We start from the raw sequence: 16441 nt of genomic DNA on the forward strand, positions 1-16441 counted from the left end.
CATGACCATCAAAGTAGGAATCAACGGTTTTGGCCGCATCGGCCGACTCGCGCTCAGAGCCGCGTTTGACTGGCCCGAGCTAGAGTTTGTGCAAATCAATGACGTGGCAGGCGATGCCGCAACACTGGCTCACCTGCTGCAATATGATTCAGTACAAGGCACTTGGGAGCATGAGGTCACGAGCGACGGCAACGACATGCTGATCGATGGTCACCGTATTGCCTGCAGCCAGCAAGGCAACATTAGCGATATCGATTGGTCAGGCTGTGATGTGGTACTCGAAGCCACTGGCGTCCATCGCAAAACTGAATTACTGCAGCAGTATCTGGAACAAGGCGTTAAGCGCGTGGTGGTCTCTGCGCCAGTGAAAGAGCCCGGCATCGCCAACATTGTCATGGGCGTGAATGATGATATTTATGTCGCCGACGAGCACCCTATCGTGACAGCAGCTAGCTGCACCACCAACTGCTTAGCTCCGGTGATCAAGGTAATCAAAGAAAGCTTTGGCATTGAGCGCTGTATGATGACCACCATTCATGATCTGACGAATACCCAAACTATTCTCGATGCGCCGCATAAAGATCTGCGTCGCGCACGCGCTTGCGGTATGTCGCTGATCCCAACAACCACAGGTTCAGCCACTGCCATAGTCGAAATTTTCCCAGATCTGAAAGGCAAGATTAACGGCCATGCCGTGCGTGTGCCGCTAGCCAATGCTTCACTCACCGATATGGTATTCGAACTGCAGCGAGATACTGACGTAGAGGCTGTCAATGCAGCGTTAAAAGCAGCTGCCGAAGGCGAGTTAAATGGCATTTTGGGCTACGAAGAAAAACCCTTGGTATCGATTGATTACAAAGGCGATCAGCGTTCAACTGTGGTCGATGCCCAAAGTACCATGATGCTCGAATCACGAATGCTCAAGATCTACGCTTGGTATGACAATGAAATGGGCTATGCAACCCGCACCAGCGAATTGATCCGCAAGGTCGGTTTGTCGGATTTAACTTGATACCCGAGTCCGCTGTCGACCTATAGGAGCAAGTTGTCGCTGGTGGGAACATCTGCCGCAGGGATGCGGCAGCTGAGCCATCATGGAAGATTTCTCGGCGCTTCCCAACAGCGACAACTTGTTCCTATCATCACCTGTTACTTAGGATCATTTGATCATGACGCAAGCACTCAAACAGTATCTGCTCGTTACCTTCAATTACTGGAATTTCACCCTTACCGACGGCGCGTTGCGGATGTTGGTAGTTTTGCACTTCCATCACTTGGGTTACTCAGCACTGAGCATTGCCATGCTGTTTTTGTTCTACGAGGTGTTTGGCGTCGTTACCAATTTGGTGGGCGGTTGGCTCGCCACTCGGTTAGGGCTCAATAGCACGATGAATTTGGGGCTAGCGCTGCAAATCGTCGCGCTGGCATCGCTCGCGGTGCCATCCGAATGGCTATCGATTCCTTACGTCATGGCAGCCCAAGCGTTGTCAGGCATTGCCAAAGACCTGAACAAAATGAGTGCCAAGAGCAGCATTAAGATGCTACTGCCAGAGCAACAACAAGGCTCGCTGTATAAGTGGGTGGCGATTCTGACTGGCTCTAAGAATGCCCTCAAAGGGTTGGGCTTTTTCCTCGGCGGCGCATTACTCGCCTGGCTTGGATTTAGTCATGCCATGTTAGCGATGGCAGCAGTACTTGCTGCTGTACTGCTTTTGAGTCTGCTGCTATTACAGAAGGATCTTGGTAAAACCAAAGCAAAAACCAAATTCCGCGATATTTTTTCCAAGAGCCGCAGTGTCAATGTGCTTTCGGCAGCCCGAATGTTTCTTTTCGGCGCTCGCGATGTTTGGTTTGTTGTCGCCCTACCGGTTTATTTGGCTAGCGTATTCGACTGGCCCCATTTGCAAGTTTCCGGCTTTCTTGCGGTGTGGGTGATTGGTTATGGCTTTGTTCAAGGCTTGGCGCCATCAATTACTCGTGCAGGTCAGTCGTTACCAGATGGCCGCTCCGCTTTGTTCTGGGCGGCATTACTAGCAGCGGTGACGACGCTAGTGGCTGCGCTAGTGACCATCCAGTGGCAACCACAATTGGCAATCGTTGTTGGCTTACTGGCCTTTGGCGCAGTGTTCGCGGTGAATTCCTCGCTGCACTCATATTTAATTGTCAGTTATGCCGATCGCGAAGGAGTGTCATTGGATGTTGGTTTTTACTACATGGCCAATGCCATGGGCCGATTGATCGGCACCGTGTTATCAGGAGTGGTTTACCAAGTTGCGGGGTTGACAGCATGTTTATGGGTTTCTGCCGCATTCCTAGCAGCAACCAGCCTAATATCGCTGGCGCTACCCAAAAATACCGACACCGCCGTTAGCTGAGCAGCTGAAGTGTCATCGCTATCGACATAGCAATAAACAGCATGCCACTGGCAAAGTGAAGCCATTGCAGTTGCATGCGCCGCAATAATGCGCAGCCAATCAGTACGCCCAAAGCTGACGTCATTGATAACCCTACGGTGGCACCAAACCATACGGCAATAACATCGTACTTGGTACTCAGCGCAGCCACACTGAGCTGAGTCTTATCGCCCAACTCGGCCATTGCAATCAGACTGAAAGTAGACCAGATCACTCGTCTACGACTCACATGACCTACATCAGAAGCGTCCTCTTCAGGCTGATGACGCCAACCTTGCCACAGCGCTTGCATACCAAAGATGGCAAACATCGCAGCAGCTGCAATAGCGAGCCACTCAAGCGGCAGCCAGTTTGCCAGCGTGCCACCGACCGCAACCGCCAAAGCATTCAAACCGGCAAAGGCCAGTATCGCGCCAATTAATACTTGTTTGGCAGGCAAGCGCGCCGCCAGTGCCATGCAAACCATTTGGCTTTTGTCGCCCATCTCCGCGAGGGTGACGATCAAGAAGCTAATTGAAAATGCTTCGAACATTAGGGTGGACCAGAGTCGTAGTTAAAACTAATTATGTTGCAAAATTGATGAAGTTTAGCGCTAGTGTGATCTAAATCATGCCACTGGCAAGCGAAACTGATAACTATTAGCGCCAACACTCTTTGTTAAATCGCTGTTATGCAAATTACCGATCGAGCCATTGAAGACAAAACCATGCCGCTATTCCGCCTCGCGTTTCGGCCGCTATTCCTCTTTGGTACAGCATACGCAGGTTGGCTTATGGTGCGCTGGATCCTGATTCTGACTGGCTCTTGGGCTTGGTCGCATCCGGTTGCTCTGTTTACTTGGCACGGTCACGAAATGCAATTTGGTTTCGTGATGGCAATCATCATCGGTTTTCTGTGCACCGCGGCTCAAAACTGGACCGGTATCCCCGGCCTGCGTAGTTGGCACTTGGCGGTTATCTCCGCGTGCTGGCTGGGGGGCCGAATTGTAGCCAATATCGAGCCTAGTTCAATAGCACTATATATCTTCGACGGCGCATTTATTGTTCTCGGTGCGGCTGCGGTAGGAAGGCAACTGTTGCTATCAGGCAATAAACGAAACTTAGTATTCTTGCCAATTCTGGCGGTATTTCTTGCCCTCCACTTAGCTCAGGTTTGGGCCATGCAATCTGCGCCACAATATGGCCGAGCTCTGGGCTTTGCTGGCATCTGGTGGATTAGTTTATTGGTGAGTTTGCTCGCCGCTCGCGTGGTACCTTTTTTCATCGAGCGCCGATTGAACGACAAGCTACCGCGTGATCCTATCTGGTGGCTAGCTGGTGCACAATTCAGCCTGCTGGCGTTGGCATTGTTAAGCGTATTCGCAATGCCTGCCATCACGATGCAGATTCTGGCAGCCACAGCGCTGCTGTTTCAAGCGCCGCGGCTTTGGCGTTGGTATCGCTCTGGCATCTGGTCAGAGCCGCTACTGTGGTCTCTATATCTGAGCTTTGCTTTTCTACCGATAGCCTTGCTTGTGTTGGCAATCAAGGGCAACAATCATCTGAGCATGGTCATGCATTTGCTTAGCGTCGGCCTTATTGGTGGCATGATCATGGCCATGATGGCTCGTGTGAGTCTGGGTCACACCGGCAGGGTACTTCATGCTCATCCATTAACCGTATTTGCCTTCGCCGCAATGCTGCTGGCGGCAACAGCCAGAACCTTACTGCCAGCATTGGGAGTGGAGTGGACCCGATTCGGTTATCAACTCTCTGCGATGGGCTGGATCTTGTCCATAGGCTGCTTTTTATGGGTTTACGCACCTATTCTGTGCAAAGCCCGCGCAGACGGAAATCCCGGTTAAAGTGCAACCAAAGTGTTGCTTCACATAACAAAAAAATAACATGGATAGTTATCCCTCAGACCGAATACAAGCTTGATCCAGATCAGTAATTGTTGTGTCTAAATCTCGCCTAATACACCAGATATAGTGCCAAGCACACATGCACAACCACATATGTTGTGCATAAAGCTAAAATAACCTGTGTATAAAGTTGAGAGGAGACTACTGTGAAACCTGTGGTGATCAAGCGCGATGGCTGCCGAGTACCTTACGACAGCGAACGCATCAAGGAAGCTGTGATCCGCGCCAGTATTGCGGTCAACTGTAAAGACAACGCATACGCCGATCTGGTAGCGCACGCCGTGACATTGGAGTTCGAAGATCACGACGAAGTCGACATCAATGAGATTCAGTCAGTAGTCGAAAATCAACTGATGCAAGGCCCTTACAAGGGCTTAGCTCGTGCCTACATCGAATATCGCCATGATCGCGATATGATCCGCGAGCGTCAAAGTCGATTGAACAACGAAATTCAGGGTTTGGTCGAGCAAAGCAACTCCGACTTGCTCAACGAAAACGCCAATAAAGACAGCAAAATCATCCCTACCCAACGTGATTTGCTGGCCGGTATCGTCGCCAAGCACTATGCCTTGCAATATATGTTGCCCAAGGAAGTGACCCGCGCCCACCAACTCGGTGATATTCACTATCACGATCTCGATTACGCACCATTTTTCCCGATGTTCAACTGCATGCTGATTGACCTCAAAGGCATGTTGACCAATGGCTTTAAAATGGGCAATGCCGAGATTGAAACGCCAAAATCGATAGCTACAGCAACAGCTGTTACTGCTCAAATCATTGCCCAAGTAGCCAGCCACATTTATGGCGGTACCACCATTAACCGCATTGATGAAGTACTCGAACCATATGTTCGTGCCAGCTATAAAAAGCACTTAGTGATAGCCCAAGAGTGGCAAATTGCCGATGCCGAGGCCTTTGCCCGCGCTCGCACGGAGCAAGAGTGTTACGACGCTTTCCAATCATTGGAATATGAAGTAAACACCCTGCACACTGCCAACGGCCAAACCCCATTTGTCACCTTCGGTTTCGGCCTGGGAACAACGTGGGAAGCCAAACTGATTCAGCAATCGATTCTGAAAAACCGTCTTGCCGGTTTGGGCAAGAATCGCCGCACAGCAGTATTCCCGAAACTGGTGTTTGCTATCAAAGATGGCTTGAATCACAAGCAAGGCGATCCCAACTACGATATCAAGCAGCTGGCACTGGAATGCGCTTCCAAGCGGATGTACCCAGATATTCTCAACTATGAAAAAGTGGTTGAAGTCACCGGCTCCTTCAAGACGCCAATGGGCTGCCGTAGTTTCTTGTCAGAATATAAAGACGAGAACGGCGAGCAAGTACATGAAGGCCGGAACAACCTAGGCGTAGTAAGTCTTAACTTACCTCGTATAGCCTTGCAGGCAAAAGGCGATGAAAAGCGTTTCTACAAGCTACTAGAGAAACAGCTGAAAGTGGCTCGCACCGCGCTTGATACCCGCATCGAGCGTTTGCAAGATGTAAAAGCTCGGGTGGCGTCCATTCTGTATGTTGAAGGCGCGGCTGGTGTCCGTCTCAACCCAGATGACAGCATCTCGGAGATTTTCAAGCATGGTCGTGCGTCAATCTCGCTCGGTTACATTGGTATTCACGAAACCATTAATGCCCTGTATGGCAACAGCAAGCACGTATATGACGATACTCAATTGCGCGATAAGGCAATTGCCATTGTTCAGCATTTGCGTAACGCTGTTGATCGTTGGAAAGCAGAAACCGGCTATGGCTTCAGTTTATACAGTACGCCAAGTGAAAACTTGTGCAGCCGTTTCTGTAAAATTGATGCCCGCGAATTTGGCGTGATTGATGGTGTCACCGACAAAGGCTACTACACCAACAGTTTCCACCTCGATGTGGAAAAGAAAGTGACCCCGTACGAGAAGCTCGAATTCGAACGTCAGTACCCGGCAATCGCCAACGGCGGTTTCATTTGCTACGGCGAATATCCCAACATTCAGCACAACGTTGAAGCGTTGGAGGACGTATGGGACTACAGCTACAATCGCGTTCCATACTACGGCACCAATACGCCAATTGATGAATGCTACAAATGTGGCTTTACCGGCGAGTTCCACAGTTCGAGTAAAGGCTTTGTCTGCCCTCAATGTGGTAACTCAGAGCCGGAAACCGTATCGGTGACACGCCGCGTTTGTGGTTATCTCGGCAGTCCTGATGCCCGACCATTTAACGATGGTAAGCAAGAAGAAGTGGTACGTCGGGTGAAACACCTAGATGAGCAAACCACGGCACCTGCGAGTGGGCCAGAGTATGTTCCTGAGTTGCAGCCAGTTGAGGCAAGCGATACTGAGCAGCAAGAGACCACCGTTTCGGCATGAACTACCACAAGTACTTCCCGGTCGACGTATTAAACGGGCCGGGAACCCGCTGCACCTTGTTTTTGTCAGGCTGTGAGCATCACTGCCGTGGCTGCTACAACCAATCTACTTGGTCGCCAACCTCAGGGCATCGATTTGATGATGTCCTGCGTCAACGCATCATCGATGATCTCAATGATCCAGAGATTCGCCGCCGCGGACTAACGCTGACCGGCGGCGACCCGTTGCACCCAGCCAATGTTGACGAGGTGGCAGAGCTAGTGTCACTGGTTCGAGCGCATTGTCCGGGCAAAGATATCTGGCTGTGGACTGGCTATACCCTTGCAGAATTAAACCCGAAACAACTGGCCATTGTTGAGCAAGTGGACGCCTTTGTGGATGGCAAGTTCGAACAAGAGCTGGCCGATCGTCGCTTGAAGTGGCGCGGCAGCAGCAATCAAGTGGTTTATCGCGTTAACGATGGCGATATTAATGTTGTCGAAGTCTAATCAAACAAAATCGGCACTATAATCGAGCTATCCAAACTCAATAATCGACTAAATCAGTGATGAATTTCACCCCCTTTGCCCCGCACCAAGCAGCAGATGTCATCCACTTATTTTTCCAAGTCTTTAGTGATTCCGAAGGAGAAGCAGAAGGTCAATTGATCAGCAACTTGGTTAAGGACTTAATCGGAACCACCAATGCCGCTGAGTTAGCAGGCTTTGTTGCGTTAGACGGAGACGAGCATGTTGGCGCCATCTTCTTCACACCACTGACGTTTCAGCGGCCCATTCAGGCGTTTTTGCTCTCTCCGGTGGCAGTGAAAACGAGCTATCAAGGCCAAGGCGTCGGCCAGCAACTGATCAAGTTCGGCATTGAGCAACTCCAGCAGCAAGGTGCCGAATTGTTGATTACCTATGGTGATCCGAATTTCTATGGCAAAACCGGCTTTCAACCACTAGCAGAGACAATCATTCAAGCACCATTGCTATTGAGTTATCCCCATGGTTGGCTCGGGCAGTCACTTGTATCCGATACCATGCCCACCATTGCTGGCAAACCAAGCTGTGTGCCAGCATTAAACAACCCAATTTATTGGTGAGCGCTTCTTCAGCACCGGTCAATTAGGGTAAGATGCGGCAGGAGAAGCCATCAGCTCCGGTTTTTATGAATAGCTGCGCTGATGACCTTGAGTCTTTATCTCGAATTCACCGGTAAAAAGCAGCCAGTTATATGTCTCGGAAAGCACCTCGTATCGAACCCACACTTTTTGGTGATGGTGAGCCACACGAACCTATCGTCACACAAGAGCACTTACCGAAGGACTCCGCCAAAGAAGAGCTCAGCGCCGCGGCTCAGTTTACTGAGTCATTAAAGAATGCGACGTCTCGCGGCTATCAAAGCTGCAATCAGTTTTTGCGCAGCCATATCTTATCGAGTAGAAAAAATACCCTAATCGCTGGCGGTGTATCATCAGTCGTTGTGTTAGTTGTGTTGATGAGCTTGCTGATGCCTTCTGAGCAACAACCGGCCGAATCGACACCAGAGCAAGTAGCGACAGCCATTAATCCTCAACTGATAATGCCAACCGAAGCCATATCACGCTCTCACCCAGTGGAGTTTCCTGACAACTTTTCACTGTGGGCCACTGAATACAACGGCATGGTGATTAGCTGGAAAGCAGAACAAAGTTCAGAAACGACAATCTGGGACATAGCCACGGCTGACGGCGATCAAAGCTGCGAGCAAATAGTCTTCAATAACGGCGACAGTTACCGTTCTCTGGATGTTTTGGTTGAGCGAGGTTCTCATTACTTCGCTAGCTTTTCTCCACTTGATAGCATCGCCATCGTCAACAATATTGCCCTACGAGGCAGTTTTAAGCTCTGTGGTTATCAGTTTTCGCTAAAAGGGAGCCAAGCTATCTTGAATAGACACCCTCACTACAGCGAATTGTTGATCAACTAACTAAACAAAGTGGTACCCAAACTAAATCTGAAAAAATACCCAATAAAAACGAAGGCTTAACCTAGCAATGCTGTTGATGATCGACAACTACGATTCCTTTACCTACAACCTAGTGCAGTACTTCCAGAAATTGCAGCAAGAGGTGGTGGTAAAACGCAATGATGAAGTCGATATTGAGACGGTGACGACGCTTAATCCCGACTATCTGGTCATCTCTCCCGGTCCTTGCAGCCCCAATGAAGCCGGCCAATCATTAGCTTTAGTCGAACACTTTGCCGGCAAAATTCCGCTGTTGGGGGTGTGTTTGGGTCACCAAACCATCGGCCAGGTATTTGGCGCCAGCGTGGTCAAAGCATCAAAAGTCATGCATGGCAAAACCTCAGATATCGAGCATGCCGGCAGCGATCTATTTCAAGGCCTCCCCAATCCGCTTCGCGTCACTCGCTATCATTCGTTGCTATTGGCACCGGAGTCCATGCCCGACGAGCTACAAGTTACCGCTTGGTTTGATGATCCGATTAGCCAACAACGGCAGATCATGGCATTACGGCACAGAGACTTAGCCGTTTTCGGCGTGCAATTTCACCCTGAATCTGTTCTTACCGAGCAAGGACATGCGCTACTCAACAATTTTTTGCAACAAAGGCTTGGCTAACGCTCGCCAGCAGGCGATAGTAAAGGCCTAAGCGCATTGTAAAAAACCAGTGAGTTGCAGCAGTATCGAAAATGAGTACCTCCGCGACATCTTTTTCCGACCAGACCGATAATCAAGGCTTGTTCTTTGACCACTTGGTGCGTCAGCAATTTACTTGGTTCAGCAATCAACAGCAGGGACACACTCCTTCGGCCATTGCCACACGACTTGCCGAGCATTTGGAGCTTGCGCTTAACCAGTCTTATGAGAACCCAAAGCGGATGCTGTTTGTTCGCTTGACCATGGGCGAGCAACTACCTGAGATGCTGGATTTAGTGCTCGATCAGTCCGATACCGATGATCCACTGCGGCGCACTATCAATAGTGAAAGTTGGGTGGCCAAAGAGCTATTACAATGGGTCAACGCACCACGCTTTCGGCAGGTCACAGGAACAGCTCCCGAATACGTCAGTTCGCTAGACCAAGCACTGGAGCAATTTGACGGTAAGATGCTGGCTCGGCGGTTGGTCGAATTTGGCATGATTCAAGCGGCCGGCCGCAAAGTGCCATTTTGCCAGTTAATGAATCGGCGGATTCTCGAGTGGTCACAGGAAATGGCCCAGTGCGCGTCACTACTTGCCGAGCAACGTCAACAATGCTCGGCAATTTCATCGCTTGCCGCACTCATTCAAGGGTTGGCTCCACTGGCAATTAGTCAAACCTTTGTGCATCTGTTTGATAGCCAGATTAAAGCTGCGCTAGAAAAATCACGTCAATCTGCCCAAAAACAGGTTTATGACCAAATAAACACGATTCGGCCACCGGTATCGATTCTCGCAAGTCACCTCGCTCGGGCTTCCGCTCTTCAGCACGCGCTGTTGAATGAACTCGGTGCAACTGGCCGCATTCTAGCCTCTATCACTCGCGAGGCCGACGCCGATATGCCCGTCAACCAGCTCTCTGAGCTTGGTCAAATTCTGCGTCAGGCCAGAGGTTACTGCCAGTATCGCTGGCTTAACGATGCCTGTGCTCTCACCCCGCATCAGAGCCATTCATTGCTTGCTGATTTATCCCTCAGCGAGGATGAAATGGCTGAATTATCACGCTTACGACGACGATAATTAATTCAACAAAAGTCGAAACATCCGACTACCTCATGCATCAAATATGCATTTGAATGCAGTTTTATATTCACTTTATGAATAAAAATTTATTTTTTATTCAAAATTGTACAATTTCGATCGCCTTGAAGATAATGACAACCGTTTCGAATTAACGCCTCATTATCCTTGCTTGGCACAACTGAAAAGGAAGCTAGCATGAACCAAACAGAACAGATCACTCGGCAGACCTTCGATCAGGTGATGGCACCAAATTACGCTCCGGCAGCAATGATTCCGGTTCGCGGTGAAGGCTCTCGCGTTTGGGATCAAGAAGGCAAGGAATACATCGATTTTGCTGGTGGCATCGCGGTGAACTGCCTCGGCCACTGCCACCCAGCACTAGTCAATACACTGCAACAACAAGCCAGCAAGCTTTGGCATGTGAGCAATGTCTACACCAATGAGCCGGCACTCATTCTGGCTAAACAGCTGATTGATGCGACATTCGCCGAAAAGGTATTCTTCGCCAACTCCGGCGCAGAAGCCAATGAAGCGGCGTTGAAACTGGCTCGGCGTTATGCCAATGAGCACTTCGGCGAACACAAAGATCAAATCATTGCCTGCCACCACGGCTTCCATGGTCGTACCTTCTTCACCGTTAGTGTCGGTGGGCAAGCAGCATATTCTGATGGCTTCGGACCAAAACCAGGCGCCATTGAACATATCGCCTACAACGACTTAGCGGCATTAGAGGCACTCATCTCGGATCGCACTTGCGCCGTGATGATCGAGCCAATGCAAGGTGAAGGTGGCGTTATTCCTGCCACCGACGAGTACTTGGCCGGTGTCCGCGCCCTGTGTGACAAACACAATGCCTTGCTCATCTTTGATGAAGTACAGACCGGTGTCGGCCGCACCGGCGCCTTATTCGCCTACATGAATTCACCTGTGGTGCCAGATATCCTGACTTCCGCCAAGTCACTCGGCGGCGGATTCCCAGTAGCAGCCATGCTGACCAGCGATAGCATCGCAGCTAGCCTCAAAGTCGGCACTCACGGCTCGACTTACGGCGGTAACCCTATGGCCTGTGCCGTCGCCTCAGCGGTACTGGCTGAAGTGAATACTCCGGAAATGATGGCTAACGTTAACGCCGCAGAAGTTCAGATTCGTCAGCGGTTGGCCGACATCAACGACCAGTATCAAGTATTTGCCGAAGTTCGTGGCAAAGGCTTATTGCTGGGGGCGGTCATGAACGATAAATATCAGGGCAAAGCACGCGATTTCCTTACCGCGGCAGTCGCAGAGGGCCTAATGATGTTGGTCGCCGGCCCCAATGTGTTGCGCTTTGCTCCAGCATTGAACATCACTGAATCAGAAGTATCCGAAGGCATGGACGCACTTGAGCGAGCAGTCGCCAAAGTCTGCCAGTCGAGCGATTAATACAAGGAGTAACGCCGATGCTAATTGTCCGACCGATTGAGAAAAGAGACTTTTCCGCATTACAAGCGATCGCAGAACAATCCGGCATTGGTTTTACCTCTCTGCCACAAAATGATGACTTGTTGCGGGCTAAGATTGACCGTTCAGTCAATTCATTTGCCGCCAAGGCTGAGCGCCCTGGTGACCAAGGGTACTTGTTTGTTGCCGAAGATACCGACACTGGTGAAGTGGTTGGGACCGCTGGTATAGAGGCATCGGTCGGGCTGTCCGATGCCTTTTACCACTATCGCCTTGGCAGTGTGGTTCATTCATCTCCTGAGCTCGGTATTCACAAGACTGTTAAGACATTGAGCTTGTGCAATGACTTCACCGGTGCCGCCGAGCTTTGTACCTTGTTCTTAAAGAAAACTCACCGCATCGGCAGCAATGGCCGTCTGCTAGCGAAAAGCCGCTTCTTGTTCATGGCCAGCCATCCTCAACGATTTGGCGACACCGTCATTGCCGAGATGCGCGGCGTCTCCGATGAAGAAGGTCGCTCACCGTTTTGGCAGTGGTTGCAAGAGCACTTTTTCGATCTCGATTTTCCAACAGCCGACTACCTCACCGGGATCGGCGAGAAACGCTTTATCGCTGAGCTGATGCCGAAGTACCCGATTTACGTCAACTTACTGTCTCAGCAAGCTCAAGACGTTATCGGCAAGGTTCACCCGGCCACCAAACCAGCCATTGCTATGCTGAAAAAAGAAGGTTTCCGCTTCAAGGATTACGTCGACATTTTCGATGCTGGTCCGACAGTGGAATGCCCGCTCGATCAAATCGAAACCGTCCGCCAAAGTCAGGCGGTGATTATTCGTATCGGCGAACTCGCGGCTCCGCCAGTTGAATACCTGCTAGCCAACACACAGCTGACCCATTACCGTGCCGGTTTAGTGAAAGCTCACCTGCACGATGGCGAGCTGTTTCTGGACACCGAGCAAGCCAATATTCTTGGACTATCTGATGGCGATGCTGCTCGCTGCTTCGCCATGCCCTGCAGTCAATAACTAAACATCCGAGGTTTTCCATGTCCGACACTATTCAGATTACCGGCCAATCTTTTATCAATGGCCTATGGCAAGACGGACAAGGACAGCTTCTCGAATCCTTCAGTCCCTCGAATCAGCAACTTGTACTCAGTGGCCAATGTGCCACCGATGAGCAAGTGGCAGAGGCGATGCGAGCGGCACGTGAAGCTAGTTTTGGCTGGGCGAATCGCTCAACCGATGAGCGCGTACAAATCGTCGATCGATTCGCAGAGCTGCTCGGCGAACACAAACAACAACTTGGTGAGCTGATCGCGTTGGAAACCGGCAAACCACAATGGGAGAGTGCTACCGAAGCAGCCGCAATGATCGGTAAAGTAGCTATATCGAAGCAGGCATATAATGAACGCACCGGTTTCCGCTGCTCTGATATGCCTGTGGGCAAAGCCCATTTGCGCCATAAACCACATGGTGTTGTTGCGGTATTTGGTGCTTATAACTTTCCAGGTCATTTGCCAAACGGTCACATTATTCCCGCGTTGATCGCCGGTAACACAATTGTCTATAAACCGAGTGAACAAACGCCTGCGGTTGCCGAATATTACGTCAAACTCTGGCAGCAAGCAGGCTTACCTCAAGGGGTGTTGAATTTGCTGCAAGGTGCCGTTGCAACCGGGAAGGCAATTGCTCAACATCCAGCGATTGATGGCTTGTTCTTTACCGGCAGCTCAACGACTGGCCACAAGATACACCAACAGTTTGCCGCCCAACCGGGCAAAATCCTGGCCCTGGAAATGGGTGGTAATAATCCACTGATCGTTGCCGGAGTCAGTGATATTGATGCCGCCGTGCATGACATCGTCCAATCAGCCTTTATTTCTGCCGGTCAGCGCTGTACCTGTGCCCGCCGCTTATTGCTGCCAAGTAACGAACAAGGTGACGCCATCATGGCGCGCTTGCTGGAAGTGACCAAGCAAATCGTAGTGGATCGCCATGATGCCGACAGTCAGCCGTTTATGGGTTGTGTAATTTCAGCTCAGGCCGCAGATGCGGTATTGGCAGCTCAAGACAAGTTGCTGTCATTGGGTGCCAAAGCGTTACTCAAAGGCGAGCGTTTAGCGCTCGGTGACGCCTTTGTCAGCCCAGCAATCATTGATGTCACGAACGTTGAGGAATGCCCGGATGAAGAATATTTTGGGCCGCTTTTACAAGTGTATCGTTACCACGCCTTTGATGACGCACTGGCGATTGCCAACAACACTCGTTTTGGCCTCTCTGCAGGCTTATTGGCAGACGATGGCGAACTCTATGAGGTGTTTTTCCGCCATATTCGCGCCGGTATAGTCAACTGGAACCGCCCCATCACTGGCGCCAGCTCAGCCGCGCCTTTCGGTGGTATCGGCGATAGTGGTAATCATCGCGCAAGTGCCTACTATGCCGCCGATTACTGTGCTTATCCCGTCGCTTCAGTCGAAGCTGAGAGCTGTCAGCTACCGGCAAACCTGAGCCCAGGCCTGACGTTCTAGCAATAACGTTGAATTGTTACTTAAGGAGGTGCCGACATGAGCACTGCAACAACCAACTGGCAACAGATTTTTGACGCCCTATGGCAGCAGTATCTCAAAGTAACACCGTCGGCACTGGCAATTCACCAGTTACTCAGCGCTGATAGCACCATTCATAACGACCATATCGCGCTTCGTACCTTCAATGTTAAGCCCGTTGGGCTTGACGCATTGGCAGCACCTTTCGAGAGAATTGGTTATCAAGCGAAAGGAGATTACCAGTTCAAAGCCAAAAAACTGCGAGCCAAACACTACGAGCACCCAGATCCGCTGGCACCCAAGGTGTTCATTAGTGAGTTATTGGTCGAACAGTGCTCAGCACAGCTTCAGGCCATTGTCAGCAGCTTGATTTCGCAACTAAGTGAGGATTTGACGGACTCAGCTAGCTGGGTGCATAGCGGGCGACCTTGGCAAGTCTCTACCGAGCAGTACCACCAGCTGATTGACGAAAGTGAGTATGCTGGCTGGCTTGCCGCTTGGGGTTATCGCGCCAATCACTTCACCGTCAATGTCAATAAACTGAGAGAAAGCCCTGAGCTTGCAGAGGTCAATGCACGGCTTCAAGCTGCAGGCTTTGTTCTTAACGGTAGCGGCGGCTTAATTAAAGGATCACCAGCTGAGTTACTCGAACAATCCAGTACTATGGCTGATCAAGCCAGTTGTCAGTTCAGCGATGGCGAGCTAACTATACCCAGCTGCTTTTATGAGTTTGCTAAGCGTTATCCGATGACAAATGGTGAATTGTATTCAGGTTTTGTCGCCGCGTCAGCGGACAAAATATTTGAGTCTACCCATCATTCGTAGGCGCTCATCTGCGACGTGAGAAGTATTGCTTAATCAAGTTTCGAAACGGCTGATCAAATAAGTAAAAGGCAAGGTAGTAGGCCAGATAGCCGATCACAATGGCAGCTTCGTTTATCAACAAACTCGCTGGATAGGCCGCGCCAAACCCTGCCAATAGCGACAGCGGTAAATGAACGGCAAAGGTTCTAAATGGCATGCCTTGCTGTTGTGTCGCTGACGCAATCAACGGCACCAACAATAAAAACGCAAACAGCATCTGCATTGGCAACACTCCAATAGGCTGCGCGATGATGAACGACTAGAAATAGAAAAACACCCGCCGAAGCGGGTGTTTCATCAGAAGTGTCTAGCGAGTGCCAAATACCACGATGGTCTTACCATGGGCATGAATCAACTCTTGCTCTTCAAGCATCTTCAAAATTCGACCGACGGTTTCACGAGAACAACCAACAATCTGGCCAATCTCCTGTCGAGTGATTTTAATTTGCATGCCATCTGGGTGAGTCATCGCATCTGGTTGCTTCGCAAGGTGAAGCAAAGTTTGTGCGATACGACCGGCAACATCCAAGAATGCCAAGTTACCCACCTTCTGGCTGGTACTTTGCAGACGACGCGCCATCTGAGATGACAAGCGCATCAGAATTTCTGGATTAACCTGAATCAGCTGACGGAATTTCTTGTATGAAATTTCAGCAACTTCGCAAGCCGCCTTGGCTCGAACCCAAGCGGTACGCTCTGGCTCTTCTTCAAACAAGCCAAGTTCACCAATGAAGTCGCCCTGATTGAGATAGGACAGAATCATTTCTTTGCCTTCTTCATCCTTAATAAGAACGGCAACAGAACCTTTGATGATGTAGTAAAGCGTATCGGCTTTTTCACCTGCGTGGATAAGTGTGCTTTTTGCTGGATACTTGTGAATATGACAATGAGATAGGAACCACTCCAAAGTTGGATCCGGTTGTGGTTTCGCAATAATGGCCATATGAGCTCCTTATAATTTTGATGGTTTCCCCCGAGCGCCGCAATACGTAGTGCATCATGCATCAAGACTGCGACTTCTGAACCATAGCTCGCCTAGCCACTAAAACTAACACAGTTTTTAATCAGCAAACCAGCCTAAAAGCCGGAAAAAGTTGATTAAATTGTCACTTAATTAACCCTTCAGCATAAAACCTGAATGAATGTGGGTAAAAACCGCTCAGGCAACACCAGGTGAGGCCTTAGTTGGCGGTAA

15 protein-coding genes and 1 pseudogene are annotated in these 16441 nt (G+C 50.2%); 13 read left to right on the forward strand and 3 right to left on the reverse strand.

Annotated features, from left to right (window positions below):
• Position 1 precedes the first annotated feature (1 nt).
• On the forward strand, positions 2-1012 hold the full coding sequence (locus CBE68_RS00790; RefSeq protein WP_087504159.1) for an ArsJ-associated glyceraldehyde-3-phosphate dehydrogenase: 1011 nt from the start codon (positions 2-4) through the stop codon (positions 1010-1012).
• Between the two features lie 157 nt (positions 1013-1169).
• Positions 1170-2375, forward strand: coding sequence for an organoarsenical effux MFS transporter ArsJ (arsJ, locus tag CBE68_RS00795; RefSeq protein ID WP_229744593.1), 1206 nt, complete (start codon positions 1170-1172; stop codon positions 2373-2375).
• On the opposite strand, the gene CBE68_RS00800 is transcribed toward arsJ, so the two are convergent.
• Positions 2368-2946, reverse strand: coding sequence for a TMEM165/GDT1 family protein (locus CBE68_RS00800; RefSeq protein WP_087504161.1), 579 nt, complete (start codon positions 2944-2946; stop codon positions 2368-2370). The genes arsJ and CBE68_RS00800 overlap by 8 nt on opposite strands.
• Before the next feature lie 138 nt (positions 2947-3084).
• Between CBE68_RS00800 and CBE68_RS00805 the strand changes: the two genes are divergently transcribed.
• The 11 genes and pseudogenes from CBE68_RS00805 (at position 3085) to CBE68_RS00855 (ending at position 15207) form a co-directional block, all read left to right on the forward strand.
• Positions 3085-4257 carry an NnrS family protein gene (locus CBE68_RS00805; protein ID WP_087504162.1) on the forward strand — a complete coding sequence of 391 codons (1173 nt, stop codon included), beginning with the start codon at positions 3085-3087 and terminating at the stop codon, positions 4255-4257.
• A 206-nt stretch (positions 4258-4463) separates the two neighbouring features.
• A pseudogene (nrdD, locus tag CBE68_RS00810) lies at positions 4464-6584 on the forward strand (anaerobic ribonucleoside-triphosphate reductase); the annotation flags it as partial.
• Positions 6585-6685: 101 nt separating this feature from the next.
• A complete protein-coding gene (gene nrdG, locus CBE68_RS00815; protein ID WP_087504164.1) occupies positions 6686-7177 on the forward strand; it encodes an anaerobic ribonucleoside-triphosphate reductase-activating protein in 492 nt (163 codons plus the stop codon).
• 59 nt (positions 7178-7236) lie between these two features.
• Positions 7237-7773 (forward strand): GNAT family N-acetyltransferase, encoded by a 537-nt coding sequence (locus tag CBE68_RS00820; protein ID WP_087504165.1) that lies wholly within the window; start codon positions 7237-7239, stop codon positions 7771-7773.
• Between the two features lie 131 nt (positions 7774-7904).
• Complete coding sequence (locus tag CBE68_RS00825; protein ID WP_087504166.1) at positions 7905-8639, forward strand: hypothetical protein; 735 nt, start codon at positions 7905-7907, stop codon at positions 8637-8639.
• Positions 8640-8706: 67 nt separating this feature from the next.
• Positions 8707-9294 carry an anthranilate synthase component II gene (locus tag CBE68_RS00830; RefSeq protein ID WP_087504167.1) on the forward strand — a complete coding sequence of 196 codons (588 nt, stop codon included), beginning with the start codon at positions 8707-8709 and terminating at the stop codon, positions 9292-9294.
• Between the two features lie 71 nt (positions 9295-9365).
• Positions 9366-10394, forward strand: coding sequence for a hypothetical protein (locus CBE68_RS00835; protein WP_087504168.1), 1029 nt, complete (start codon positions 9366-9368; stop codon positions 10392-10394).
• A 198-nt stretch (positions 10395-10592) separates the two neighbouring features.
• Positions 10593-11816: an aspartate aminotransferase family protein gene (locus CBE68_RS00840; RefSeq protein ID WP_087504169.1), complete on the forward strand. Its 1224-nt coding sequence runs from the start codon at positions 10593-10595 to the stop codon at positions 11814-11816.
• A 17-nt stretch (positions 11817-11833) separates the two neighbouring features.
• The gene (astA, locus tag CBE68_RS00845) at positions 11834-12859 is read left to right on the forward strand and encodes an arginine N-succinyltransferase (RefSeq protein ID WP_087504170.1); all 1026 of its coding nucleotides are present in this window, start codon (positions 11834-11836) and stop codon (positions 12857-12859) included.
• 20 nt (positions 12860-12879) lie between these two features.
• Entirely contained in the window at positions 12880-14364 is a 1485-nt protein-coding gene (astD, locus tag CBE68_RS00850; protein WP_087504171.1) for a succinylglutamate-semialdehyde dehydrogenase, read from the forward strand.
• 36 nt (positions 14365-14400) lie between these two features.
• Positions 14401-15207: a DUF1338 domain-containing protein gene (locus CBE68_RS00855; RefSeq protein WP_087504172.1), complete on the forward strand. Its 807-nt coding sequence runs from the start codon at positions 14401-14403 to the stop codon at positions 15205-15207.
• Between the two features lie 4 nt (positions 15208-15211).
• Here the strand turns inward: CBE68_RS00855 and CBE68_RS00860 are convergent, their stop codons facing one another.
• Positions 15212-15469 (reverse strand): hypothetical protein, encoded by a 258-nt coding sequence (locus CBE68_RS00860; RefSeq protein ID WP_087504173.1) that lies wholly within the window; start codon positions 15467-15469, stop codon positions 15212-15214.
• A gap of 84 nt (positions 15470-15553) precedes the next feature.
• On the reverse strand, positions 15554-16189 hold the full coding sequence (gene crp, locus CBE68_RS00865) for a cAMP-activated global transcriptional regulator CRP (RefSeq protein ID WP_087504174.1): 636 nt from the start codon (positions 16187-16189) through the stop codon (positions 15554-15556).
• Positions 16190-16441: the final 252 nt, after the last annotated feature.

Origin of the sequence: Neiella marina, from assembly GCF_002165625.1 — a bacterium.
Classification (GTDB): domain Bacteria; phylum Pseudomonadota; class Gammaproteobacteria; order Enterobacterales; family Neiellaceae; genus Neiella; species Neiella marina.

Excerpts from the sequence above, each read along its gene's own strand:
- CBE68_RS00805 (WP_087504162.1), top strand. The coding sequence starts at position 3,085 with ATGCAAATTACCGATCGAGCCATTGAAGACAAAACCATGCCGCTATTC.
- astA (WP_087504170.1), top strand. The coding sequence starts at position 11,834 with ATGCTAATTGTCCGACCGATTGAGAAAAGAGACTTTTCCGCATTACAA.
- CBE68_RS00790 (WP_087504159.1), top strand. The coding sequence starts at position 2 with ATGACCATCAAAGTAGGAATCAACGGTTTTGGCCGCATCGGCCGACTC.
- CBE68_RS00855 (WP_087504172.1), top strand. The coding sequence starts at position 14,401 with ATGAGCACTGCAACAACCAACTGGCAACAGATTTTTGACGCCCTATGG.
- CBE68_RS00835 (WP_087504168.1), top strand. The coding sequence starts at position 9,366 with ATGAGTACCTCCGCGACATCTTTTTCCGACCAGACCGATAATCAAGGC.
- CBE68_RS00860 (WP_087504173.1), bottom strand. The coding sequence starts at position 15,469 with ATGCAGATGCTGTTTGCGTTTTTATTGTTGGTGCCGTTGATTGCGTCA.
- astD (WP_087504171.1), top strand. The coding sequence starts at position 12,880 with ATGTCCGACACTATTCAGATTACCGGCCAATCTTTTATCAATGGCCTA.
- CBE68_RS00825 (WP_087504166.1), top strand. The coding sequence starts at position 7,905 with ATGTCTCGGAAAGCACCTCGTATCGAACCCACACTTTTTGGTGATGGT.
- CBE68_RS00820 (WP_087504165.1), top strand. The coding sequence starts at position 7,237 with ATGAATTTCACCCCCTTTGCCCCGCACCAAGCAGCAGATGTCATCCAC.
- CBE68_RS00830 (WP_087504167.1), top strand. The coding sequence starts at position 8,707 with ATGCTGTTGATGATCGACAACTACGATTCCTTTACCTACAACCTAGTG.
- CBE68_RS00840 (WP_087504169.1), top strand. The coding sequence starts at position 10,593 with ATGAACCAAACAGAACAGATCACTCGGCAGACCTTCGATCAGGTGATG.
- arsJ (WP_229744593.1), top strand. The coding sequence starts at position 1,170 with ATGACGCAAGCACTCAAACAGTATCTGCTCGTTACCTTCAATTACTGG.
- nrdG (WP_087504164.1), top strand. The coding sequence starts at position 6,686 with ATGAACTACCACAAGTACTTCCCGGTCGACGTATTAAACGGGCCGGGA.
- crp (WP_087504174.1), bottom strand. The coding sequence starts at position 16,189 with ATGGCCATTATTGCGAAACCACAACCGGATCCAACTTTGGAGTGGTTC.
- CBE68_RS00800 (WP_087504161.1), bottom strand. The coding sequence starts at position 2,946 with ATGTTCGAAGCATTTTCAATTAGCTTCTTGATCGTCACCCTCGCGGAG.